16 protein-coding genes are annotated in these 23,154 nt (G+C 39.3%); 13 read left to right on the top strand and 3 right to left on the bottom strand.

Annotation, left to right across the window (positions count from 1 at the left end; translation table 11 throughout):
• Nucleotides 1–73: 73 nt before the first annotated feature.
• Nucleotides 74–505 (bottom strand): nucleoside-diphosphate kinase, encoded by a 432-nt coding sequence (ndk, locus tag J5X91_RS08550; protein WP_011329780.1) that lies wholly within the window; start codon nucleotides 503–505, stop codon nucleotides 74–76.
• A gap of 229 nt (nucleotides 506–734) precedes the next feature.
• On the opposite strand from ndk, the gene yegQ reads away from it, so the two are divergent.
• Complete coding sequence (yegQ, locus tag J5X91_RS08545; protein WP_089369096.1) at nucleotides 735–2,141, top strand: tRNA 5-hydroxyuridine modification protein YegQ; 1,407 nt, start codon at nucleotides 735–737, stop codon at nucleotides 2,139–2,141.
• 79 nt (nucleotides 2,142–2,220) lie between these two features.
• On the opposite strand, the gene J5X91_RS08540 is transcribed toward yegQ, so the two are convergent.
• Nucleotides 2,221–3,105, bottom strand: coding sequence for a LysR family transcriptional regulator (locus J5X91_RS08540; RefSeq protein ID WP_244363798.1), 885 nt, complete (start codon nucleotides 3,103–3,105; stop codon nucleotides 2,221–2,223).
• A gap of 101 nt (nucleotides 3,106–3,206) precedes the next feature.
• Nucleotides 3,207–3,587, bottom strand: a complete 381-nt coding sequence (locus J5X91_RS08535; RefSeq protein WP_208834408.1) for an AAA family ATPase — start codon at nucleotides 3,585–3,587, stop codon at nucleotides 3,207–3,209.
• Nucleotides 3,588–4,436: 849 nt separating this feature from the next.
• On the opposite strand from J5X91_RS08535, the gene J5X91_RS08530 reads away from it, so the two are divergent.
• From J5X91_RS08530 to J5X91_RS08475, 12 genes are all read left to right on the top strand, one after another.
• Nucleotides 4,437–4,646 carry a hypothetical protein gene (locus tag J5X91_RS08530; RefSeq protein ID WP_208834407.1) on the top strand — a complete coding sequence of 70 codons (210 nt, stop codon included), beginning with the start codon at nucleotides 4,437–4,439 and terminating at the stop codon, nucleotides 4,644–4,646.
• Nucleotides 4,647–5,224: 578 nt separating this feature from the next.
• Nucleotides 5,225–6,739, top strand: a complete 1,515-nt coding sequence (locus J5X91_RS08525; protein WP_208834406.1) for a hypothetical protein — start codon at nucleotides 5,225–5,227, stop codon at nucleotides 6,737–6,739.
• Between the two features lie 227 nt (nucleotides 6,740–6,966).
• Nucleotides 6,967–8,610 carry a class I SAM-dependent DNA methyltransferase gene (locus tag J5X91_RS08520; RefSeq protein ID WP_208834405.1) on the top strand — a complete coding sequence of 548 codons (1,644 nt, stop codon included), beginning with the start codon at nucleotides 6,967–6,969 and terminating at the stop codon, nucleotides 8,608–8,610.
• On the top strand, nucleotides 8,600–9,655 hold the full coding sequence (locus J5X91_RS08515) for a PDDEXK nuclease domain-containing protein (RefSeq protein WP_208834404.1): 1,056 nt from the start codon (nucleotides 8,600–8,602) through the stop codon (nucleotides 9,653–9,655). Before J5X91_RS08520 ends, J5X91_RS08515 begins: the two co-directional genes overlap by 11 nt.
• An 86-nt stretch (nucleotides 9,656–9,741) precedes the next feature.
• Entirely contained in the window at nucleotides 9,742–11,316 is a 1,575-nt protein-coding gene (locus J5X91_RS08510; RefSeq protein ID WP_208834403.1) for a restriction endonuclease subunit S, read from the top strand.
• A gap of 51 nt (nucleotides 11,317–11,367) precedes the next feature.
• On the top strand, nucleotides 11,368–11,526 hold the full coding sequence (locus J5X91_RS08505; protein ID WP_208834402.1) for a hypothetical protein: 159 nt from the start codon (nucleotides 11,368–11,370) through the stop codon (nucleotides 11,524–11,526).
• Nucleotides 11,527–11,550: 24 nt separating this feature from the next.
• The gene (locus J5X91_RS08500; RefSeq protein ID WP_208834401.1) at nucleotides 11,551–13,290 is read left to right on the top strand and encodes an SWIM zinc finger family protein; all 1,740 of its coding nucleotides are present in this window, start codon (nucleotides 11,551–11,553) and stop codon (nucleotides 13,288–13,290) included.
• Between the two features lie 59 nt (nucleotides 13,291–13,349).
• Nucleotides 13,350–16,655, top strand: coding sequence for an HsdR family type I site-specific deoxyribonuclease (locus J5X91_RS08495; protein ID WP_208834400.1), 3,306 nt, complete (start codon nucleotides 13,350–13,352; stop codon nucleotides 16,653–16,655).
• A 149-nt stretch (nucleotides 16,656–16,804) separates the two neighbouring features.
• The gene (locus J5X91_RS08490; protein ID WP_208834399.1) at nucleotides 16,805–18,355 is read left to right on the top strand and encodes a DUF262 domain-containing protein; all 1,551 of its coding nucleotides are present in this window, start codon (nucleotides 16,805–16,807) and stop codon (nucleotides 18,353–18,355) included.
• Nucleotides 18,348–20,417 carry a DUF262 domain-containing protein gene (locus tag J5X91_RS08485; protein WP_244363796.1) on the top strand — a complete coding sequence of 690 codons (2,070 nt, stop codon included), beginning with the start codon at nucleotides 18,348–18,350 and terminating at the stop codon, nucleotides 20,415–20,417. Before J5X91_RS08490 ends, J5X91_RS08485 begins: the two co-directional genes overlap by 8 nt.
• A gap of 247 nt (nucleotides 20,418–20,664) precedes the next feature.
• Nucleotides 20,665–21,639 (top strand): WYL domain-containing protein, encoded by a 975-nt coding sequence (locus J5X91_RS08480; RefSeq protein WP_244363794.1) that lies wholly within the window; start codon nucleotides 20,665–20,667, stop codon nucleotides 21,637–21,639.
• A gap of 74 nt (nucleotides 21,640–21,713) precedes the next feature.
• Nucleotides 21,714–22,802, top strand: a complete 1,089-nt coding sequence (locus tag J5X91_RS08475) for a cell division protein FtsZ (protein WP_208834398.1) — start codon at nucleotides 21,714–21,716, stop codon at nucleotides 22,800–22,802.
• Nucleotides 22,803–23,154: the final 352 nt, after the last annotated feature.

Raw genomic sequence — 23,154 nt, 5'->3', positions numbered from 1 at the left:
TTACTGATTAATACCTTACATAATGACTAAAAAAGGGCCCGAAAGCCCTTTTCAATATGTTAACGAGTTCGAATTAACGAGTACGTGAACAAAGCTCTTCGTCAGCGAAGAAGTACGCGATTTCGCGAGCAGCAGATTCAACAGCGTCAGAGCCGTGAACAGCATTTTCGTCGATGCTGTCAGCGTAGTCTGCACGTAAAGTGCCTGCTAGTGCGTCTGCAGGGTTAGTAGCACCCATGATTTCACGATTTTTAAGAACAGCGTTTTCGCCTTCAAGAACGGTAACCATTACTGGACCAGATGTCATGAAAGATACTAAAGCACCGAAGAAAGGACGTTCGCTGTGTTCAGCGTAGAAGCCTTCAGCTTTCTCTTGTGAAAGGTGAACCATTTTAGCTGCAACGATTTTAAGGCCAGCAGTTTCGAAACGGTTGTAGATAGCGCCGATGTGGTTTTTAGCAACTGCATCAGGTTTTACGATTGAGAAAGTACGTTCTAAAGCCATCTTAATGCTCCAATAATTTTAAGTGAAAGTGTGAATATTAACGGGCGCGAATTATACGCGTTTTAACGTAAAAATACTAATTATTATTAATAACCAATTTGATTGTTATTTTGTGATCTCGATCAAATACAAATAATTTGCTGCATTTATACTGCCGCGCTCTACACTTATTGTATTTGTTAATTATTCATGCAACTGGCTTGTAACCAGTTTTATGTATGGAGCGCTCATGCCATCAACTACTGTTAACTCTTCAAAAAATACACCGCCGTTTGCGTTTACCCCTGAACTATTATCGCCCGCGGGCAGCTTAAAAAACATGCGCTATGCCTTTGCTTATGGTGCCGATGCAGTATATGCAGGGCAGCCACGCTATAGCTTACGAGTGCGTAATAATGAGTTTGATCTTGAAACATTAAAAATAGGCATAGATGAAGCGCATGCACTAAATAAAAAATTTTATGTGGTATCTAATATTGCGCCGCATAACGCTAAAGTTAACTCGTATTTACGCGACATTGAGCCGGTTATTGCTATGCAGCCCGATGCGCTGATCATGTCTGATCCGGGTTTAATTATGCTAGTGCGAGAAAAATGGCCGACTATGCCTATTCATCTATCGGTACAAGCGAATGCGGTAAATTACGCGAGTGTACAATTTTGGGCAAAACAGGGGATTGAGCGAGTTATTTTATCGCGCGAACTGTCGCTAGAAGAAATTGCCGAAATACGCAGGCTTTGCCCAAATACCGAGCTGGAAATATTTGTCCATGGTGCCTTGTGTATGGCGTACTCTGGACGCTGTTTATTGTCGGGTTACATAAACAAACGCGATCCAAATCAAGGTACATGCACTAATGCTTGTCGTTGGGATTACGATGTAAAACCGGGCGTTGAAAACGAAACGGGTGAAATGGTACATAAGTTCGATCCTAAAAGTATAATACCTACGCTTGGTGAAGGCGCTCCTAGTAGCGAAATAGTCATGTTAGAGGAGCAAGGTCGCCCCGGTGAATATATGCCTGCTTATGAAGATGAGCATGGTACTTATATTATGAACTCAAAAGATTTACGAGCAGTACAATATGTAGAGCAACTTACCCAAATGGGTATACATAGCTTAAAAATAGAAGGGCGCACCAAGTCTTTTTATTATGTAGCACGCACCGCGCAGGTTTATCGCAAAGCAATTGATGACGCAGTAGCTGGTCGCCCGTTTGATACCAACTTATTTAAAACCTTAGAAAATTTAGCCCACAGAGGCTACACCGAAGGCTTTTTAAAGCGCCATGCGCACCAAGACTATCAAAATTATGAATACGGCCATTCGGTATCAACTAAACAACAGTTTGTTGGCGAAGTGCTGGGTAGAGATGCTAACGGCTTAGTTGATATTGATGTAAAAAATAAGTTTTGTGTTGGCCATTCATTAGAGTTAATGACCCCACTAGGTAATATTAGCTTTGTACTTGAGCAGATGGAAAATAAAAAGGGTGAAAGTATTAGCGATGCTAAAGGTTCCGGCCATATTGTTAAAATAGCGCTGCCTCAAGCACTAGATTTAGCGTACGCTATTTTAATGCGTAATCTTGATGAGCATCAAGATACTCGTAATCCGTTTAAGCAAGCCGTTTAGTAATTACAGCAATACTTTAAGCGACTTTTATAGCGTTATGGTACTGAGGCTGAGTTATTAAAAAATACCTTGCAGCGCTTTAGCTAAAGTGTTGCAAGGTATAGTCTATTAGTAACCTCACACGATGAGGGATTTGTTTTCTGTCGCGATAAAGCATAGAAAAAGGCTGCCCTTCACTTTGCCAATCAGGAAGAATACGCTCAAGCGTTCCTGACTCTATTAATGGCAATGCAATATAATCAGGTATATAACTAATGCCAACACCCGATTCTACGGCATGTTTCATCATTTGAATTTCATCAACTTCAAGCCTAATGTGTTTTTTTTGCTCAACGTTATACACTTCATTAGTCAGTTTATTTTTTAATTGCCACGGTGCTAATCCAAAGCAAATAACTTTGGGTTGTTCTTCTAATTGCTCAGGGTGGGTAATTAAATGAGTGGTTTGGTTAGGGCGGCCACATATTATATTATGGGTGAGTTTCAACTCTCTAATAACCCAATTATCAATAGCAGGGTTTCTTACTCTAAAAGCAATATCAATGCCTTTTTTTTCGATATCAATTAAGTCATTTGAAAAACGTAAATCTAACTGTATTTCTGGATACAGCAGTAAAAAATCACAAAAAATAGCGCTTAAAAAATGCTTGCCCATGTAAATTGGCGCAGAAATTCTAATTTTACCTTTTGGTTGCTGCTTCTCATCAGATAACGCTTGCTCTATGGCGTCTACTTCCTCAAACAGTTTGCAGTAGCGAGCGTAATATAGCTCCCCTGTATGAGTTAATGTAACGCGATGAGCGTCTCGATTAAGTAAGGTTAACTGTAGAGTTTGCTCCAATAAACGTATTCTGCGGCTTAAGGTTGATAATGATACATTTAGACTTTCGGATGCTTTTTTAAAGCTACCTAATTGCACTATAGTGCAAAAATAACGTAAATCATCAAGAGAGTAATTAGGCATTATTAAAACCGCTTATCATTTCAAAACTTAATTATTGTTGAAGTTATGTTTAATCATAACAGCGGCGCTGTTAAATATCATTAGATGTTAAAAGTAGTGATTTAAAATTGGCCGCCAGTCTCAGCGCCTATCGCGTTAAAAATATTGCCAAAACGTGCTTGTATCTGATGCAAACCTAATTCAGCATCAATATACAAAACTTTTTTAGCTTCGCACGGCTCATTACCAAAACTAGTAGTGCCAGCAGCAACACACGCAGCGATATACTGAGATATATAGGTTTTTCCAGAGCCAGCTCCGGCAGCAAGTAGCGTAGCCTCTCCGGCAGTTAATATCGCGGGTACAATGATGCATGGTTGAGGGATCTCAGCTTGAACAATATTAAGCACACTTTCAGCCTTTCTTAATTTGCGTAATGGATTAGGTGTGTTTATTGATTCACTGTTTTGTGAAAATTGTTGGATATGTTTTTGGTCATTCATATTTATAAACTCCTATAGGATTGCGATATTTCGGAATTTCTAAATAGGATGTCGAAAAACGAACTAATTGCGTTTTATGTAAAATTATCCAATTTATTTTTTATTTCAATTAGGCAAAAATATTACGGTATTCATTGCAAGATGTTGTGCGTTTGCTCTTTAAATGAAACGAGGGATGAAACCATTAAAGAGAAGCCGCTTTCAGCGGTGGCCTCGACGCTGCGCTACTCAACCATAGGGCCTAAAACGCACGCCAGCTCTGATGTTGCTCCGCAACGAGCTGACTCAACGCGCTATCGCGCTAGCGTTTTTGCCCCTGCGCGAATGCACCTCGCTACGCTCTGTACTAACCGCCATACTGCCGCGCCAGACAAGGCTGTGAGTTCCTCACTATTCGCCTTTTTCATTTGCTTTTATTTTCTACGAAAATAGATGGTTCGATATCAATTTGTGCCAAATTTTAATCGAATTTCGCTGATGCGAAACATTATCGCGGTTAGTACAGACCAGCTGTACATTCGCGCGACTCCATACATTTTCGGCTTCGCCTCCAATGTATTGCGCGAGTTATTGATCTCATTCAGAGACGCTTTTTTGCAGTTTTTCGTGCCGAAAAATGCGTTTTTAAGAGCGTCTTTCAGACAAAAATCGCCTTCAAAATAAACTTATTAATGAATTTTTTAGAAAAAAATAAGGGATTTAGCTTAATGAAAATTAGATGAAGTAAGAGGAGGGCTAACTACTTATTTATGCAAACTGTTTGTTGCTGAGCTTCGCAGTCAAACAAGTTTTTTATCACGATATCATTAAATTGTGAAGTGTAATTAATGATTATTAAGGTTTAAGAGTATGAAAAATAATGACGTTACTGATATCGCAATTAATCCCTCAACAGGATTACCTATCACAAATGCGAGCGCTAATATCGTTGATGTTGGTGGTAATTTGGTGGGCCAGCCTAATAGAGTAATGACTGTTTATGAAATTGAAGAATCGATAAGTGATTCAAACAATGATGATTGTTTTGATGCATTTGACTCGTTTGATGATGGTTTTTAATGCCCATAATTTTGAAAACTATTAATCAATATCGAATAGAAGTTGTTTATTCGAACATTGTATTTAGTGGCTCAGCTATATTGCTATTACAGTATCAATCAACTCAAAATTTTGCGTGGTTTATAGCTCTGAGTTTGTTTTGCACTAAAATGATTATCGGCATTATTAATTATGAAAATATTGCCAGAGTAATAACCCAAGCATGAAAATGATGCTTAAATGTGTGCTATTTAAATTTGTATAAAACCTGTTTATTTGTCCTAAACGCAAAGCGATCCGAGTTAATCAGGGCGCTTTTTTTGTGCTGTCATTTTTTAACGTTAAACCTATATCATGGTATCTTAAAATCTGTTGCAGTAAATGTAGTGCTTGTGGTGTTTAGCAAATTTCAGAAAAACCTTACTGAGAGACCCGAATTTATAAAATCAATAGAAGAGCTCATAGTGGTAAAACCAAGGGTTATAAAGTAGGGTTTAGCTACTTCGTTTTGCAATACTAAAAAGTTAGTAAAGGTCAAATATTCAGGCCAATCATCAGAACGCAATGGCTCTGCCTCATAAATAAAGGACTATAAAGTGATGAAAAAATTTATTACCTCATTATTACTTCTGTTTGTGCTAACTGCATGCGCAGATTCATCTGAAGAAAAAGCCAAGTCAGTCTATTCAAAAACAATTTTGATGCTCAATCAGTTTAACGACGATAGCTTAGACTCAAAAAGCCAAACCGTACTTGGTGATAAAATAAAGTCTAATATTGATACCTTAAATACAGATTATGTTGAGACAAATATTGTATTTGAAATGCTTAATTCTGGTTTGATAGGCCAGCACAACTTAAAGCAATTTAGAGCGAGGCTAAAAGAGTTGCAGTTTGCCCAGTCAGTTAAAGTTAATCCATATCTTCTTTTAGAAGCAAAGCTTGACGATATTAATCAAGCCGAGCCAAAGCTACTTCTAAAAACACTTGGAGCGCTTTTAAGCGCGTATGCAAAAAGCAATGATCGAAAAAGCTTTAATCGTATTGCAAGCCAAGTTGCTGGGGTTGATGAGGCAAAAGAATATATTTTGCATTTACAGTTGCTCAACTTTAAAGATCAGGAAGCTGTGCGCTTACTAAAAGAAAAAAGCGACTACAAAACGTATAATGAAAAACTCTCTCTAGCAATAGCTGAAGGGTACCTTATTAATGAGCTACCTATCCCAAATGAATTAATAGATCTTTTTAAAGCTGAGTTTTACGGAAAATACGCATCACAAAGATTCACTAAATTATTTGCTAAATATAACCCAACATTTAAAGCAGATTTATGTTCAGCTACTTTAGACACCATAATAGAAGAAAAAGAAGACGCAACAACAACTAATAATAAGCTTTACCACTACAATGAGGCGTTCGACTGTTACCTCACGCACTTTAATGTAGATGATAAGTTTAAAAAAGCGTACTTAACTATTATAGATATTATAAAAACGGAGCTTTCACTTTACCACCAAACTGAACATGCAGCAGGCAGAGTTCACTTTAATTTAGAGTACATTAACGAACTTGCATATAAGCACCCCATAATCTTAGATATTATTGATTTGGACAAACTTAATCAAAGTGCAGAGTCTGAGTTAATTAGAAGTAAGAATAAAAATATAAGCAGTCATGAAGCTGATAGATTCAAAAGTGAAGTTTATTACCAGGTAGCATTAGCCAAAAAAAATGGTAAAGATATTAATGAATTAAACTCAAACTTATTTAATCTAGTCTATTATGTGATACCAGAACGAAAGCATATGACTGACTATGAGAAGCGCCAAGTTGCAAACGTTCTTTATAAGGTCAATCAAACAAAGTCGGCAATTCGACTGCTAGATGAGAGCGATTCTAAAATTGGTATTGGCTATATGGCGGAGAAAGGTAAACACCACGAGGCGTTAATCGAATTACTTAATACCAGTGAAATAAAATCATTTAGTACTTGGGTAAAGCTAACAAGTAGCTACTTAGAAAAAGTTGATGAAGCTGATGATTTATACATATCAAATTCCACTAAGTTGCTAGATAAAATAGTTAAAAACTTAATGGACGATAATGCTCAATAGGTAACTGCAAAAAACGGCTCATAATAAATCATACTCAAGCAGTATTGAGTATGATTTATTTACTAAGCCTAAATCCCTAAAACCAGCTCATTTTCTTATCTTTTAAACCTGTTTCGCATCATTCTTTTTTAATAGCAATTTATTACTAATTAACACTCAAAAAACCACGACCTTTGCGGTATGATAAGCCAATAATTTATATTGATATTCTTGCAAAGAGAAACCACATGGACGCTGCATCAAAAAAGCCTGCAACTAAAAAAGCCGCAAAAAAAACACAAGTCGGGTTTGAAGAATCCCTTTGGGATGCCGCCAATAAACTGCGCGGCAGTGTTGAATCAGCCGAATATAAGCACATTGTTTTAAGCTTAATCTTTCTTAAATTTATTAGTGATAAGTTTGAAGCACGTAAAAAAGCCATTATTGCCGAGTACGGCGACGAATACATCGACATGGTCGACTTTTACGCTATGGATAACGTGTTTTATCTACCAGAAGATGCACGCTGGTCGTACATTCAAATCAACGCCAAGCAAGGCGATATTGCCGTTAAAATAGATACTGCACTACACGCGGTTGAAAAAAACAATAAGTCACTCGCCGGCGCATTGCCTGATAACTACTTTTCTCGCTTAGGGCTTGATGCCAGTAAGCTCTCGGCGCTTATCGATACCATTAATAATATCGACACCATTGCCAACCAAAACGAAAAAACAGAAGAAGATTTAGTTGGCCGTGTGTACGAATACTTTTTAGGTAAATTTGCCGCATCTGAAGGTAAAGGCGGAGGCGAGTTCTATACGCCTAAGTCAATTGTTACCCTAATAGCCGATATGATCGAACCATTTCAAGGCAAAATTTACGACCCATGTTGTGGCTCAGGCGGTATGTTTGTGCAATCGCTTAAATTTATTAATAGCCATAACGGCAATCAAAAAAATGTGTCTATTTATGGGCAAGAATACACTAACACCACTTATAAACTGGCTAAAATGAACCTTGCCGTGCGCGGTATATCGGGCAATTTAGGCGATGTAGCCGGCGACACTTTTTTTAAAGATCAACACCCCGACCTAAAAGCCGATTACATTATGGCAAACCCACCGTTTAACCAAAAACAGTGGCGCGCCGATAATGAACTAGTCGACGATGCCCGCTGGGCAGGTTACCCAACACCGCCTACCGGTAATGCCAACTATGCGTGGATCATGCATATGATCTCAAAACTTAGCGAGCATGGTACCGCAGGTTTTGTGCTGGCAAATGGTTCAATGAGTTCAAACACTAGTGGCGAGGGCGATATTCGTCAAAAAATAATCGAAAACGATTTAGTCGATTGTATGATAGCCCTACCAGGGCAGTTGTTTTACACCACGCAAATTCCGGTGTGTTTATGGTTTATAAGTAAAGATAAAAAAGGTAATAACGAAAAAGGCATATTAAAACGCCGTGACCGCCAAGGCGAAACGCTATTTATAGACGCTCGCGAAATGGGCTCTATGGTAAACCGTACTTTAAAAGAGCTCACCAACGACGACATAGCTAAAATAACCCAAACCTACCATATTTGGCGCGGCGAAGAGCTTGCCACTGAAAGTGCGAAGCCAGAAAGCGCACAAAAAGAGCAAGAACAAGAGTACAAAGATGTAGCCGGTTACTGTAAATCAGCCACCCTTGCCGATATAAAAGCGAACGACTACGTACTTACACCAGGGCGCTATGTAGGCGCGGCCGATATTATCGACGACGGTATCCCGTTCGAAACTAAAATGAGCGAACTTAGCCAAACCCTTTATAGCCAAATGACCCAAAGCGATGCGCTAGACAACGCTATTCGACAAAACTTAGAGGCACTGGGTTATGGAAAATAGTAACGCATTAGATAACCCCGCCATATTAATAGAAATTAAACAGGTTATCGAGCAAGCACGTAAACAGGTTAAACAAACCGTTAATCACGCCATGGTGAACGCCTATTGGCAAATTGGACGGTTAATTGTTGAGCAAGAACAGCAAGGAGCGACACGAGCTGAATATGGAAAAACACAACTTGCGTTGCTCTCAACACAATTAACCGCACAATTTGGTAAGGGATATTCAAGTCGAAACTTACGCAATATGCGCAGTTTTTATTTAGCCTTTTCAAAATGGCAGACAGTGTCTGCCAAATTGAGTTGGTCGCATTATTCAACGCTTATCCGCATTGAAAATGAAAATGCTCGCTTATGGTATATGCAAGAGGCCAGTCAACAAAACTGGAGTGTACGCGCCTTAGAACGTCAAATAGGTACGCTATATTACGAACGCTTATTGTCTAGCAAAGAAAAACAACCCGTTGAGCATGAAGCCCAACAAAACACACAAGTATTGGCAGAATCCGCAAAAGACTACCTGCGCGATCCCTACATTTTAGATTTTTTAAACCTGCAAGACAAAAGCTATCAAGAAAACGACCTAGAGCAAGGCATTATAAATAACTTACAACAGTTTTTATTAGAGCTAGGTAAAGGCTTTGCTTTTGTAGAGCGCCAAAAGCGTATCCGTTTTGATGACGAAGACTTTTATATCGACCTCGTTTTTTACAATTTTAAACTCAAGTGTTTTTTATTACTTGATTTAAAAATTGGCAAACTCAAACACCAAGATATAGGCCAAATGGATACCTACATTCGCTTGTACGACGACCTACACACCAGCAGCGACGATAACCCTACTATTGGCTTGGTCTTATGCAGTGAAAAAAGCGAAGCCGTTGTTAAATACTCGGTACTGAGCGATCAAAAACAACTCTTTGCCGCAAAATATTTAGCCCACTTACCCAGCGAAGAAGAGCTGCGCATAGAACTACAAAAAGAGCGCGAACGCGTACAAGCGCAATTGCTTAGTCAGCAAGTTAAAGGCCAAGATAATGAATAAACAAATAGTGGGTGCTGTTGATAGCCAAATGAAGCAAAGCGATGAGCTTGATAAAGCCATTCGTAAAAACTTGGAGGCGTTGGGTTATGGAGTTTAAAAACTATTCATTTAAAGATTTGTTAGACAATATCGTAGATAATCGTGGTAAAACTTGTCCAGTCGAAAGTAGCGGTATCCCTCTTATCGCAACTAATTGTATTAAGGATAATTCTTTATATGCTGAGTACGAAAGGGTTCGTTATATCTCTGATGAAACTTACAAAACTTGGTTTAGAGGGCATCCTGAGCCAGAAGATATTATTTTTGTATGTAAAGGCTCTCCTGGTCGTGTAGCTTGGGCACAAAACCCAGTCCCTTATTGTATCGCACAAGATATGGTTGCTATCAGAGCCAATAAAAGTGTAATTGATTCAAAGTTTCTATTTGCTCTACTTCGTAGTCCTCAAGCCCAGAAAAGTATTTTAAATATGCATGTCGGTACAATGATACCGCACTTTAAAAAAGGTGATTTCTCTAATCTATATTTTGATATTCCAAGTGATTTAGAATATCAAAAGTGGGCTGGAGAAACGTATTTTAGTTTTAGTGAGAAAATAGAGCTCAATAAACAAACCAACCAAACCTTAGAGCAAATGGCGCAGGCGTTGTTCAAAAGCTGGTTTGTTGATTTTGATCCGGTGTTCGACAATCTACTTGCCAGCGTTGATTTTAAGTTAGACAACCTTGAAAGCCGCTTGCCTGATGAGTTAAAACAAAAAGCACAGCGCCGCTTAGCGGCACTGAACAGTTTAGAAAATGCGACAGAATGCAAAGCGTCACTCATTGCGCTCGCTCACGAGCTACAAGCACAGCTACCAACAAAAGAAGCAACACAAGCAGCAGGGCAAGTATCAGGAGAAGCCGCTGAAATATCGGTTAAAGCAAACCTTAACGCCAATCCTAAAATATTAGCCCAACACGCCAATACCCACGCTCACTTCCCCAATGAGTTCGAACACAACGAACAACTAGGCTGGATACCAAAAGGCTGGAAGGTTAATGACATTGATAAAGTATCATCAGCAATAATTGACCATAGAGGAAAAACACCTAAAAAATTAGGTGGCGATTGGACGCCAAGTGGTGTTCCTGCAATATCAGCTAAGAATATAAAGGCAGGGCGTTTAGTTCGAGAGGATACAATACGCTTTGTTGATATATGTATGTTCCAAAAGTGGATGAAAACGCCTTTAAAACAAGGCGATATTGCAATGACTTCTGAAGCTCCACTTGGCGAACTTTACTATTTTGCAGAAGGAAGTAATTACCTTTTAAGCCAGCGCTTATATGGTATTAGAGCCAATAAAGAAAAGTGTACAGGTAGCTATTTGTATTACTGGTTTCAGTCTGATTTTGCACGAGCTGATTTAGATGGTCGTGCAACTGGCACAACAGTAGTAGGGATTCGCCAGTCTGAACTTCGTAAAGTATTAGTATTAATTCCAAGTAAAAATATATTAAGTATATTTAGCCCAGTTGCAGAAAGCTATTTACTAAAAATGGAAAAAAATGCAAATAATAATTCTCAGTTAACCAAACTCCGTGACACGCTATTACCCAAACTCATCTCTGGCGAATTACAAATACCTGATGTAGCCACCGACGATGAAACAGTAGATTAATACATAGGCTAAGCACTTAACCATTTAAAATAACAAGAATAAGGATGTTTGATGAAATTGACTGAAGCCAAATTAGAACAAGCGGTGGTTGAGTTATTAGCCGAACAAGGCTACCCGCATTTATTGGGTGGTGAGCTCACTCGCAACCATAGTGATGTATTGATAAAAGAAGGCTTACGCGCTTTTTTAACCACATGCTTTGCCAATTAACACAATGAGTGAATAAGAATGAGTATGTTTGATTTAAATGAAATAGAGCAACGCGTGGCCAGTAAAACTTACGATTTGGGTTATGGTTTGTACGCATCAAATAATGTCAGTAAGTTACTTATTGTGGGTGATCAAGCAATGGCGAGCGTGGCGGGGCAGTATAAATACAAAGTCACCTTAGAAAATAGTGAAAGCGGACAATGTATGGCAAGCTGTACGTGCCCCGCAGCCGACTATCAAGGTATATGTAAACACGCCATTGCTGTGGCGCTCAAAGTTAATAGTTTATCTGCTACTGAATTAGCCAATGCAAACGCCGATGCTACAACACAAGGCAACGAACGCGGGGCATTAATGGCGTGGTTTTTAGATAAACCGGCTAACGAACTTGCCGATATAATCATGGGTTTTTTAGATGAGTCAGAGCATGAATACGATAAATGGGTATTTATGATGTCAAACGACAAGCAAGCCATGAGTACAGGTGAGCTAAGCAAACTTATCACTAAAGCTTTGCCTAAAAAATCAGTATGGGGCTGGAATGAAGTACGTAGCTATTTTGCTGATGCTGACTCACTGTTTGAAATGATATTTCCTGCGATAGAAAAACTGCCCGTTGATCAGCAATGGCAGTTAAATTTTAAAGCCGTGGTGCGTTTGAACACCGTACTTGAAGACATTGATGACTCCGGCGGCTTTCGCTTTGATTTAGAAGAGCAGCTTAACCAAAACCTGACCGAGCTTTTTAATCAACTGCCTTGGTCTGATGAGCAAAAAGCGCAGTGGATTTTTGAACACTTTGAAGACTACAAATACGATGTATTCCCGAGTGTACCGCATGACTTTGATATAACACCCAGTGTAAATACCTTGTTTTTAGCACTGTGTACAACTGCAATAGAAAAGCGACTGCACGCGGGCGTTGACTTTAGTGATTGGAGGCAAAAAAGCGCGCTTACACGCCTTACGTCGATATTAATAAAACAAGCGCAAGGGCAGGATGATTGGCAAGCGCAACTGCGTTTAATTAAACTAACAGCCCATGATTCAGCTGATTATTTAAAAATAGCTGCACTTTGCAAAGCGCGTAATGACTTATTAGATGCCGAGTACTATTTAAAGCAAGCGTATCAACGGGCAAGTAAGCCACATGAAGTGCTTGCATGTAAACGCGATGAAATAGAACTTCGCCTTGAATTGTCAGAATTTAAAGCCGCATGGGCAATCGCGTGGCAGTTATTTGTAGATAACCCGATTTTTAATGGCTTTAAAGATTTACACGTATTGCAACAAAAAACCGGCATAATTGATGCGCAGTTTGCGCAAAAGGTAGAGCAGCTATTGCTTTCTTTGTCAGAACAAGGGGCTAAATCAAACCAAGGGGCTTATCGCTTTACTAATTATCCGAGTGAATTACTGGATTTTTATATTGATCAAAATGACATTGAAAAAGCACGTTCATGGGCTGCAAAACATGAGGTTAAGTCGAGTCAATTGATAACGTTGGCTGGTTTAATTATGGCGCAATACCCACAAGAGTCGATTGACTTGTATCACAAATCACTTAGTAACATAATTGGACAAACTAATAATGACGCTTATCGTGAAGCAACTAATTTATTAATTAAAATAGAAAAAAGCTTAAAAGACAAAAATGCCGACTGCACGCTATTATATGAAATGATTACTACATTGGCTAAGAAGTTTAAGCAAAAACGAAATATGATGAAGTTGTTGCGAGAATACTTCCCGCATTGTAGCTAAAAATAAACGTTTAAAAAATAATAACTAACATGAATAAACCAGCGGACGGTGCTAAATAGATGAAATTTACTGAAGCCAAATTAGAACAAGCGGTGGTTGAGTTATTAGGCGAGCAAGGCTACCCGCATTTACTCGGTGGTGAGCTCAACCGCAACCATAGCGATGTATTAATTAAAGACGACCTCCGTGCTTTTTTAACCAAGCGCTACGCTAAAAATAATATTACCACCGGCGAAGTAGACTCAATAATTGCTCGACTTGAAAGGCTGCCAGCCAGTGACTTATACGAGAGCAATAAAACCTTTTGTAAGTGGCTAAGTGATGGGTTTTTATTGAGCCGCGAGCGTGGAATGGTTGCAGGCAGCGCAGCGCAAAAAGATTTATATGTTCAGCTGCTTGATTACGATAACGTTGAGCAAGGCATTAAAAGTAGCCTAATAGCAGGCAGTGCTATGGCTGTTTTAGATAAAGTAAGTGAAGCAAGCGTTACTTATCTGCAAGACGATAATATTTATCGTTTTGTTACCCAGCTAGAAATAGAAAGCCCCACCAGTTACGACAATATTGAACTGCGTATTCCCGATGGCATTTTATATGTAAACGGCTTGCCACTGGTGGTGTTTGAATTTAAAAGCGCAATACGCGAGCAAGCGCCTATTTTTGAAGCCTATGAGCAATTAACTATTCGCTATCGCCGCGCTATACCTCAGTTATTTGTGTTTAATACCTTGTGCGTTATAAGCGATGGCGTAAACAACAAAATGGGTAACTTATTTGCGCCGTATCAGTTTTTTTACTCATGGGGAAAAGTAACGGGGCAAGAGCTCACAGCGCAAGAGGGGATTAACTCGTTACATACCTTATTGCAGGGCTTGTTTGATAAAGCGCGCTTGCGCGATGTAATGCGAAATTTTGTATTTTTCCCTGATTCTGATAATAAAAACGCGGGCAAAAAAGAGATAAAAATTGTGCCGCGTTACCCTCAATATTATGCGGCTAATAAGCTGTTCGAAAATATAAAACGGCACTTAAAGCCTCAAGGCGATGGTAAAGGCGGTACGTACTTTGGCGCAACGGGTTGCGGTAAAAGTTACACCATGCAATTTTTAACACGCCTATTGATGAAAAGCGTTGAACTTAAAAGCCCCACCATTATTTTAATTACCGACCGAACCGATTTAGACGATCAGCTTTCGCAGCAATTTGGCAATGCTAAAACCTACATTGGCGATGATACGGTAAAAACAGTTACCAGCCGTACTCACTTACGTGAGTTACTAGAAGGCCGTAACAGTGGCGGTGTGTTTTTAACGACTATTCATAAGTTTACCGAAGACACTCGGCTACTAACCGACCGTACTAATGTTATTTGTATTTCTGATGAGGCGCATCGTAGCCAAGTAAATCTTGATCAAAAAATTACCATTACAGAAAAGGGGGTGAAAAAGACCTTCGGTTTTGCAAAGTACCTGCACGACTCACTGCCAAACGCCACCTATGTTGGTTTTACAGGCACCCCAGTAGACGCGACTTTAGATGTATTTGGTGAAGTGGTTGACTCGTACACCATGACTGAGTCGGTTAAAGATGAAATAACCGTACGCATTGTGTACGAAGGCCGCGCTGCCAAGGTGTGTTTAAACAACAGCAAGCTGGCAGAAATTGAAGCCTATTACAAAGAATGCGCCGATGCAGGCAGTAACGAGCTGCAAATAGAAGACAGTAAAAAAGCCACCGCTAACATGAATAGTATTCTAGGCGATCCTGACCGCATTAAAGTGTTAGCAAGGGACTTTGTTGAACATTATGAGAAACGCACTGAGGAAGGCTCTACGGTTGCAGGAAAGGCTATGTTTGTGTGTAGCTCGCGCGGGATTGCCTATCAGCTGTATCAAGAACTAGAAGAACTGCGCCCACAGTGGTTTGATGTAGTAGATACCGATGACGCGCAAAAACTATCAGATACCGAGCGAAAGCGCGCTATTAGCGAAGGCCGTATTGCCGCCCCCTCTGAAAAAGTAAAAATGGTAATGACGCGTGGCAAAGACGACGTTGAGCGCTTATATAATTTACTTAGCAGTAAAGACGAGCGTAAAGAGCTTGATAAGCAATTTAAAAACAAAAACTCAAACTTTAAAATAGCCATAGTGGTAGACATGTGGCTAACCGGTTTTGACGTGCCATTTTTAGATACCATGTACATAGATAAACCACTGCAAAAGCACAGCTTAATACAAACTATTTCGCGGGTTAATCGCCAGTTTGAAGGTAAAGATAAAGGCCTAGTGGTTGACTACATTGGTATTAAATCTGAAATGAATAAAGCGTTAGCGCAGTATTCAAAAACAGATGAAACCAATTTTGAAGATATTACCGCCTCGGTTATAGAAGTAAAAAACCACTTAGCGTTACTTGCAGAGCTATTTCATAAATTTGACAGCAGCGCGTACTTTACCGGCGAAGCCGTTGCACAGCTTAATTGTTTAAACCACGCAGCTGAGTTTGCGCTAATTACCGAAAAACGCCAAAAGCGCTTTATGGATTTAGTTAAACGCTTAAAAGCCGCTTACGATGTATGTTGCGGTAGTGAAAAAATAAACGAAAACGAGCGTAACCATATTCACTTTTACCTTGCCATTCGCTCGATTATTTACAAGCTAACTAAAGGCGAAGCGCCCGATACTGCGCAAATGAACGCCAAAGTTCGTGAAATGATAAGCGAAGCCCTGCAAAGCGACGGTGTAGAAGAGGTATTTAAACTCGGCAATGAAGACGGCGGCGAAATCGACATTTTTAATGACGACTACATCGCCAAAATAGAAAAAATAAAACTCCCCAATACCAAAATAAAAATACTGCAACAAATGCTAGCCAAAGCCATAGGCGAGCTTAAAAAAGTAAACCAAACCCAAGGTATCGACTTTACTAAACGCTTTGAATCGCTGGTACAGCGCTACAACGAGCGAAAAGAAGATGACGTACTGGTAAGTAGCGTACTTGATGAATTTTCAGAAAGCATGGTTGATATGATTTACAGCGTACGCAACGAAATGAACGCCGGTGACGAGCTAGGCATTGATATTGAAGAAAAAGGCTTTTACGACGCCCTAAAAATGTTAGCGGTTAAGTACGACTTTGACTACCCGGAAGATAAGCTAATTGAGCTTGCCCAAGCGGTAAAAGTAATTGTAGATGACAAGGTAAAATTTGTTGATTGGAATAACCGCGATGATATTAAATCATCGCTCAAAGTAGAGCTGATTTTAATACTCGCTAAATTTAAGTACCCGCCAATTAGCCGCGATGAAGTTTATAAAGAAATATTTGAGCAAGCGCAAAATGTGAAAGCGAATAAAGAGACGTGAAACAGCCGATGATTCGTTTATTTTGCTGACTAATTATTGAACATTAGTAACGTTTTTGTTGCGAGTATAAGTTTTAGAATTGAAAGGATGATGCCAGGTTGGATAAGGTTATTTTTTATCTGGCAATTTTTTAACTACAAGGAGATGACATGGCGGTTGAAGTTGCAAGTTGTACTTTAGCTCAGTTGTACAGTAAGAAAAGTATTGTCAGTGCTAATGGAACTGAAATTCATGGTAAGTTAGCCATACCTGAATATCAGCGACCTTATCGTTGGGGTGAAGTGCAAATAAAAAAACTGCTTAGTGATTATCAGCTGTTTTTAAGTGATTTAGCACAAAGTGACACCGCTTATGGGTATTACTTAGGCAGCGTGATTTTGCATCAGTCAGAAGAGAATGGACAGTTAAATATTATTGATGGTCAGCAACGCTTAACCACTTTAGCATTGATTGCCTATGTGAAAAGTTTGGCTAATCAGCAAAATGAACTAGATGTATTTGAACTTAACCTAAGCTACGACTCACCAGAATCGCAACAACAAATCATTAAAAACCTTGCTTGGTTACAGCAATTCCTGAAAAGCAGTAATGCTAGCCAAATAGCTACATTTGATGCAAATAAAATCAATTTAACGCTTGTTGTTACGCGCTCAGAAGATGATGCTTATCGTTTTTTTGAAACTCAGAATACCGGTGGGGTAAGGTTAAGTGGTCCAGACATAATTAAAGCGCATCATCTAAGGGCTATTTCACGGCAAAACCAAAATGAGTTTGCCGCTAAGTGGGAAGCGTTGGGCGATTTAAACCCAGTTGTTGCCTTACTAGTTAAAGGCCGCTACTGGCAAAAATTGTATAACCGAAGTGTGCCTTCTCACCGTCAACCACATTTAGTTAGAAGCGCTGTAGTAAATGAACTTGGCGAAAGCACAGGTAAAGGTGATGATGTTGCTTTTAGTCGATTTGAACGAGTTTACTTAACTGATGGTGGCCAAATAGACAAACAAGCGCAACAAGGTTATGAGCTAAGACAGCCGTTAAATAGCGGTATAAATACCATTCATTATTTAAGCTATTTTGAGCAATTAAGAAGCAAGTACTTAACCAGTGTTATTAAAAATAATCAGGTAACTGCAAATAATACAGTGCAAGTATGGAGCCCCCTTGCACGCTTTTTCCATTTTTATCAAAACCTGATCTGCCAACTCGACGGTTGTAGTTACGTTAAAGGATTATACGACACCGCATTGCTTATTTACATTAGCCAATTTGGTGAACAGCAACTGGATATAGCCGCGAAAAAACTGTTTCGAGTTATCTACTCACCAAGAGTAAGCAACCAAAAAGCAGTGAGAGAAAAATCCATATCAGCGTTTGTTCGCGATAATCCAGTTCTTGACTGGATTACCGCCAGTTACACACCAAACATGTGTTTTGATTATTTAGATCGTTTTAGTTTTAAAACTGATCCTGCCAATTTAGCGGTTGATAAAAACAGCGTTAAAAAACGCTTTATATTTAAGGTATGTGAATATTTTGGAATAAAAGTTATTACTAGCCTTGCTGCACAAGAGCTTGCTGATACTTATACCGCAAAGATAGATGATTATATTTTAGCATTAAGCGATGACACGCTTAACCAAGAAATTGTGGCTATGAATTGGGTAAGCAAGCGTAAAATGGATGGAGTGCTACATGGATAACTCATTTATTAATGCTGTTAATAAGGAATACACTAAAGACAAGGTATGCCAAATGACACAAGATCGCGTTGAAACGCAGGTGCTGACACTAAATTACATTCAAACGAATGAATATCAATTTAGTATACCGAGTTATCAACGCCCTTATGTTTGGCCTGATGAGGCTGTATTAAAACTCTTTAAAGATATTAATGATGCACGAGTGGCTAAAGAAGCTAATTATTTTATTGGTACAGTGCTTACCTCAATTGAGCAAGATGAAGATGGTAATGGCTTTTATGAGCTAATTGATGGGCAGCAACGCACCACCACGTTAATGCTTATTGCGCTTGCGTTTAAAATGGCAAAAGTTGATTCAGCCATTGCCGATATAGCCGCTTTTAACAAACAGCCGCGACTGCAATTTACTATTCGTGATCAAGTTCAACACTTGTTAGGTAGTTTGGCAGGGTTAGATGATTATGTATTTCCTGGGCTAGAAGCCATTGGTGATAACCCATATTTAAAGCGCATATATGCTGCGTTGCAAGTATTAGAGCAACAAGTAAAAGCCCTTAAGCACGAAGATCGCATTTTATTAGGCGATTACATTTATGAGAAAGTGCAATGGGTGAATAATATTGTACCTAAGCAAATGGATTTAAACCGCTTATTCGCCACCATGAATACCGCTGGTATACAGCTTGAACAGGCTGATATTTTAAAATCAAAACTGCTCAAGCAGGTTACTACCGATAAGCCTTTATTCGATGCTATGTGGTTGGCGTGCGAACACATGGAAAACTACTTCGAACGTAATGTACGCAAAGTTTTTCCTCACGCAACGTGGAATGACATTAAATCAGAAAATTTAGCTTGTTTTAATGAAGCGTTATTTGTGAAAAACGCTGGTAGCACTGCGCAAAAAGTAGGCTTAACCATTATGCAACTAGCTGAGCAATTAAATGCAAGTGCAGCGGATACAGATAAAAAAAATGATGCTAGTGCAAGCTCGGATAATGACAACGAGCAGGACTCTGGCACCTACGACTTAGAAAAAGAAACAGTTTATTGCCGACCAATTATTAGTTTTCCATTGTTACTTATTCACGCCTATCGCATTTACTTAGCTAACCGTGCTGTTGAGTTAGGTGATGGCACTGATGATGTTATTCCTCGTGTTCATGCAGACAAGTTGCTAGAAACATTCGAGCCACTTACTAAAGCAAATGAAGAAGAAGTTAAAGAATTTATAAAAACGTTGTGGCAAGTGCGTTATCAGTTTGACCGTTGGGTGGTTAAATGGGTTGAGCGTGATGATAGTGATGATGAACAATTACGTTTAACCTATGTGACACGAAGTGAATCAAGTGGCAAGTGGTACATTAATCGTACCCAAAAAGAGTTAAACGAACTAGTAATGCTGCAAAGCGTACGAAACTTTACCGGTGAACGCAGTGCTCAGTATTGGCTCACGCCATTTATTGCTAGCTTGATAAAAGATAATATTACTGAAGATGCGCAAGCTATAGCGCTGCTTGAAAAAATTGATAACGATTTATCAATGGCTAGTGAGTCTGAAACTCAAAAAATAGCCAGTTTCAAACAAGCTAAACAACAGCAACCAGAAGTAGATTCTTGGCAAGCAAAAGTTGGTTATTTTGCCCAAGCGAGAGGTACTAGTTTTGAACATTATTGGTTTCAAAAATTAGAATATGTTTTGTGGAAACAAGAGACGGATAGGCAGCTAGAGCAGTTTAAAAAATATCGCATAACGGCTAAAAACTCTGTCGAGCACGTATATCCACAGCGTGAAGAGCATCAAAATGTGTTGGAGCGAGACTTTTTAGATGCATTTGGTAATTTAGTTTTATTAAGCCCTGGTGAAAATTCGTCATACAGCAACCAGGCGGTTAAGAAAAAATGGGTTGATTTTGAAGCCAAACCGCAATATGACTCTTTAAAGTTAAAAGCCATGTTTAAACTGTTGAAAGAGCAAAATGATTGGCAAAAGGAGCAAATAAAACAACACCAGAAAGAAATGTTAACAGCGTTAGCAGAGCATTATGGTTACACGGAATAATTATGCGATTAAAGCTTGTAGAGCAAGTGAATTTGACCACTGCCATGAGAGTTAAGCGTTAAGTGCTTTGCCAAAGCAAATAGAAGCCCCGATCTGGGTAATAAATCTTTCTTAAGCAGCTATTTTAGGCTAACTGCGTGGAATTTTAATGGGTGTAATTTGTTAGGTTGAATCAGCATCTTAATTTTTTGTGGAAGATAAAAAGCCATGATGTTTTATATCACCTTTATGTAATGGGTAATGCAAAATGAATTCACGCCGCCATTTATCAATTTTAGAGCTTGTGCCAATAGCACCAAGCTCTATCTCGACACAACAATTACAACAGCAATTAATTGAACGTGGTTTTGACCTTTCAACCCGCATGCTTCAACGCGACCTGCAATCTTTATACGATCAAGGTTACTTTGGGCTTGAAAAAGATACACGCAGTATACCGTATGGTTGGTCTATCAATGCGCAGTGGCGAGGTAGCAACTCAAAAGTAATGAGTACTGAAGTTGCAGAGCATTATTTGCTGCTAGAGCAGTTACTACCGCAATCAGTCCCGAGTGACGTGAAACGCTCTGTGCATATTAAAGCAGAGCAGGCGCTTAAACGTTTGAATGGCCATGTACCTGATTGGCTTGCAACCTTTCCAAAACCGTCGTTAAAAGTGAATATTGATACTCAGTTAGTTGAGCAAATTGAGCATGCGATTAAGTATAAGCGTGCAGTGAGCGCTGAGCTTTATAGAGTACTTTACGATGAGGCACATTGGTTAAAGTTTGCTGAGTTGAGTTTTTATAACATAGTTGAGCAAGGCGGTGTGTTAATGGCGCAGTTTATGGTGGGGACGCTTCACGATAAGTGTTATCAAATGCCGGTTTACCGCATTCGTAATGTACACATTTTGCAAAAGACACGACGTGAGCCAAGCACTGAGCAATTAAAATCGTTACGCAGTGCGATTAATAAAGGTATGAAGCAAGAAGCGATTGAGTTAATTGTAAAAGTACCTATTCATTCGGCGGTTAATCAAGGCTTTATTGAGCTTGGGGAGCTGACTGATAAGCAAAAGATTGACGATAAAAACGTATTACTTACCTACCAAACTATTAATACCGAGCAGCTCACTGATGAGCTATTTAAATGTGCACATTGGCTGGAAGTTATTAAACCTGAAAAGCTGCGGCAAAGAATTGTTAGCAAGCTTAAAGCTGCTACTACAAACTATCTTTGATTAATTTCAAACTTAGGTGCGTCAAAAGTTGACGCACCTATTTGTTATGCTCCTTTAAAAGTTAAGGAGTAGTTATGTTTCAATTAATTCAGCAAAATGATGGTTTATCAATCGGTGTATTTGGTATTGGTGGGTGTGGCTGTAATACGCTTAACAGTATTTTTGAACAACGCGAGTCTGATCAGGCATTCTTGTACAGCGTAAATACCGATAAAGTTGTACTTGAGCATACGCAAAGTGATGAAGCGGTACTTATAGGTGAAGAGCTCACTCATGGTTACGGTGCTGGAGCAGACCCTAAAGTTGGGCTGCAAGCGGCAGAAGAGAGTAAAGAGCAGCTTTTAACGCTTATTAATGGCTGCGATATAATTCTGTGTGGAACAGGGTTGGGTGGCGGTACTGGGACTGGCGCCAGCCCGTATATTGCTCAACTTGCTAATGAACAAGGTAAGCCCATTATATTTGTTGCTACATTGCCATTTAGTAGTGAGGGGCAGTTTAGAAATAATATAGCGCAAGCTGGTCTAAATGAGCTCAAAGAGCATGCTAATGCGGTTATTACGCTCCCTAACGATCAACTGATTGAGGTGCTTGGTAACGATATAGGATTATTCGATGCGTTTAAACATTCAAATCAAATACTTCACTCACTGATCAAGTCACTAATCGATATGCTTTGCTTTCAAGGCCTAATAAACGTTGATTTAAATGACTTTGCTAAAATTATGGATTGCCAGGGCGATGCGGTATTAGGTGTCGGTAAATGCGATGAAGAAAGCGAGCTAACTACTGCGCTTGATGGGGCACTTAACAACCCGCTGGTTAACCAAGTTGATATGTCATCAAGTACTGGCGTTATTGTGCAAGTAAACTGCAAAGATGAAATTTCACTGGGTAGTTATAACCTCATTACCGATACCGTGCGTCAGCAGGTTAGCCCAAACGCGTTAGTTATTTGTGGTGTGTCAAAAATAGAAAGCTTAGCAACCAATTATGAGCTACTGGTTATTGCTACGGGCGCGAGTTCAAAAATGATACTTGATGACACTAAAAGTGAGTCAAGCTCTAAAGTAGTTACCACTAAGCCAAAAGCATCTGATATTTTTGATATCCCTGCTTTTATAAGAAATCAATCTGCACCACCTAGTAAAAGCTCTTTATAGGTTTTGTAAGCAAAGACAGCGGTATATAGCTATGTGTAAGCGCTACCACAGGACGATTTAGATAAAAATTTATTAGCTTTGCTATAACCTTTACAAGTAAAGGCCTTGCGGCGATTTTTATTGATTAAGATCAACAAAGCAACAGAGAAAAATAGGCATAATCCGCGGCTGTAATTTACATGCATATTCTCATGCATCGCGATCACCTAATACTATCTAAGCCGATCACCTAATACCATCCATCGAGATCACTCAATACCATCGATGCCGATCATTTTTCGGTCAAAATGGTATTGAGTGATCGGCTTGAATGGTATCGTTCAATTTGTACACGTTTTTGTCTAGCCAGTAG

The organism is Pseudoalteromonas sp. K222D (assembly GCF_017653575.1).
Classification (GTDB): domain Bacteria; phylum Pseudomonadota; class Gammaproteobacteria; order Enterobacterales; family Alteromonadaceae; genus Pseudoalteromonas; species Pseudoalteromonas nigrifaciens.
Note: the sequence above shows the minus strand (reverse complement) of the source record. Positions and strands in the feature narration are given on the sequence as shown.

Excerpts from the sequence above, each read along its gene's own strand:
- J5X91_RS08505 (WP_208834402.1), top strand. The coding sequence starts at position 11,368 with ATGAAATTGACTGAAGCCAAATTAGAACAAGCGGTGGTTGAGTTATTA.
- J5X91_RS08540 (WP_244363798.1), bottom strand. The coding sequence starts at position 3,105 with ATGCCTAATTACTCTCTTGATGATTTACGTTATTTTTGCACTATAGTG.
- J5X91_RS08525 (WP_208834406.1), top strand. The coding sequence starts at position 5,225 with ATGAAAAAATTTATTACCTCATTATTACTTCTGTTTGTGCTAACTGCA.
- ndk (WP_011329780.1), bottom strand. The coding sequence starts at position 505 with ATGGCTTTAGAACGTACTTTCTCAATCGTAAAACCTGATGCAGTTGCT.
- J5X91_RS08535 (WP_208834408.1), bottom strand. The coding sequence starts at position 3,587 with ATGAATGACCAAAAACATATCCAACAATTTTCACAAAACAGTGAATCA.
- J5X91_RS08475 (WP_208834398.1), top strand. The coding sequence starts at position 21,714 with ATGTTTCAATTAATTCAGCAAAATGATGGTTTATCAATCGGTGTATTT.
- J5X91_RS08530 (WP_208834407.1), top strand. The coding sequence starts at position 4,437 with ATGAAAAATAATGACGTTACTGATATCGCAATTAATCCCTCAACAGGA.
- J5X91_RS08510 (WP_208834403.1), top strand. The coding sequence starts at position 9,742 with ATGGAGTTTAAAAACTATTCATTTAAAGATTTGTTAGACAATATCGTA.
- yegQ (WP_089369096.1), top strand. The coding sequence starts at position 735 with ATGCCATCAACTACTGTTAACTCTTCAAAAAATACACCGCCGTTTGCG.
- J5X91_RS08485 (WP_244363796.1), top strand. The coding sequence starts at position 18,348 with ATGGATAACTCATTTATTAATGCTGTTAATAAGGAATACACTAAAGAC.
- J5X91_RS08515 (WP_208834404.1), top strand. The coding sequence starts at position 8,600 with ATGGAAAATAGTAACGCATTAGATAACCCCGCCATATTAATAGAAATT.
- J5X91_RS08500 (WP_208834401.1), top strand. The coding sequence starts at position 11,551 with ATGTTTGATTTAAATGAAATAGAGCAACGCGTGGCCAGTAAAACTTAC.
- J5X91_RS08520 (WP_208834405.1), top strand. The coding sequence starts at position 6,967 with ATGGACGCTGCATCAAAAAAGCCTGCAACTAAAAAAGCCGCAAAAAAA.
- J5X91_RS08495 (WP_208834400.1), top strand. The coding sequence starts at position 13,350 with ATGAAATTTACTGAAGCCAAATTAGAACAAGCGGTGGTTGAGTTATTA.
- J5X91_RS08490 (WP_208834399.1), top strand. The coding sequence starts at position 16,805 with ATGGCGGTTGAAGTTGCAAGTTGTACTTTAGCTCAGTTGTACAGTAAG.
- J5X91_RS08480 (WP_244363794.1), top strand. The coding sequence starts at position 20,665 with ATGAATTCACGCCGCCATTTATCAATTTTAGAGCTTGTGCCAATAGCA.